The sequence below is a fragment of the Microbacterium sp. NPDC055599 genome (assembly GCF_053618975.1).
The window spans coordinates 1-1908 of sequence record NZ_JBSHIM010000034.1; the positions used below are offsets into that span (position 1 = coordinate 1).

A 1908-nucleotide genomic window follows, 5' to 3' on the forward strand; every position below is an offset into this window, starting at 1 on the left:
TAAGATAGAGAAGTTGCCCTGCGGGCCTGGTTGTGATGGCTGGGTCGTGGGAGCATCCGATCCTTGAGAACTCAACAGCGTGCACTTGTCAAATGCCAAATTATCCTCGTTCAGCTTCGGCTGGGTGAGAATTCCTTTGGATCAAAGACCAACTCCTTTTGGGGGGTTGGCATTCGGATGAAGTCAGCAATGATGTCATCTCTTTGGTCAGTTTCAAACTCGCTGCGGCCTGGTTTTTCCCCGGGTTGTATGCAATTTCTTTTTACGGAGAGTTTGATCCTGGCTCAGGATGAACGCTGGCGGCGTGCTTAACACATGCAAGTCGAACGGTGAACACGGAGCTTGCTCTGTGGGATCAGTGGCGAACGGGTGAGTAACACGTGAGCAACCTGCCCCTGACTCTGGGATAAGCGCTGGAAACGGCGTCTAATACTGGATATGTGACGTGACCGCATGGTCTGCGTTTGGAAAGATTTTTCGGTTGGGGATGGGCTCGCGGCCTATCAGCTTGTTGGTGAGGTAATGGCTCACCAAGGCGTCGACGGGTAGCCGGCCTGAGAGGGTGACCGGCCACACTGGGACTGAGACACGGCCCAGACTCCTACGGGAGGCAGCAGTGGGGAATATTGCACAATGGGCGGAAGCCTGATGCAGCAACGCCGCGTGAGGGATGACGGCCTTCGGGTTGTAAACCTCTTTTAGCAGGGAAGAAGCGAAAGTGACGGTACCTGCAGAAAAAGCGCCGGCTAACTACGTGCCAGCAGCCGCGGTAATACGTAGGGCGCAAGCGTTATCCGGAATTATTGGGCGTAAAGAGCTCGTAGGCGGTTTGTCGCGTCTGCTGTGAAATCCCGAGGCTCAACCTCGGGCCTGCAGTGGGTACGGGCAGACTAGAGTGCGGTAGGGGAGATTGGAATTCCTGGTGTAGCGGTGGAATGCGCAGATATCAGGAGGAACACCGATGGCGAAGGCAGATCTCTGGGCCGTAACTGACGCTGAGGAGCGAAAGGGTGGGGAGCAAACAGGCTTAGATACCCTGGTAGTCCACCCCGTAAACGTTGGGAACTAGTTGTGGGGTCCATTCCACGGATTCCGTGACGCAGCTAACGCATTAAGTTCCCCGCCTGGGGAGTACGGCCGCAAGGCTAAAACTCAAAGGAATTGACGGGGACCCGCACAAGCGGCGGAGCATGCGGATTAATTCGATGCAACGCGAAGAACCTTACCAAGGCTTGACATATACGAGAACGGGCCAGAAATGGTCAACTCTTTGGACACTCGTAAACAGGTGGTGCATGGTTGTCGTCAGCTCGTGTCGTGAGATGTTGGGTTAAGTCCCGCAACGAGCGCAACCCTCGTTCTATGTTGCCAGCACGTAATGGTGGGAACTCATGGGATACTGCCGGGGTCAACTCGGAGGAAGGTGGGGATGACGTCAAATCATCATGCCCCTTATGTCTTGGGCTTCACGCATGCTACAATGGCCGGTACAAAGGGCTGCAATACCGTGAGGTGGAGCGAATCCCAAAAAGCCGGTCCCAGTTCGGATTGAGGTCTGCAACTCGACCTCATGAAGTCGGAGTCGCTAGTAATCGCAGATCAGCAACGCTGCGGTGAATACGTTCCCGGGTCTTGTACACACCGCCCGTCAAGTCATGAAAGTCGGTAACACCTGAAGCCGGTGGCCTAACCCTTGTGGAGGGAGCCGTCGAAGGTGGGATCGGTAATTAGGACTAAGTCGTAACAAGGTAGCCGTACCGGAAGGTGCGGCTGGATCACCTCCTTTCTAAGGAGCATCTGACACTTTCGGGTGTCCAGAACCCAGATCGAAGGCGTACGTTCTTCGCTGGGAGCTCATGGGTGGAACATTTGACATGGTGCGAAGGATGTTGTTCTTCTTCAGTACGC

At 54.9% G+C, this 1908-nt stretch carries 1 rRNA gene; it reads left to right on the forward strand.

The features are described from left to right. Positions 1 to 261: 261 nt before the first annotated feature. A 16S ribosomal RNA gene (locus tag ACWGQ1_RS18375) occupies positions 262 to 1786 on the forward strand. Positions 1787 to 1908: the final 122 nt, after the last annotated feature.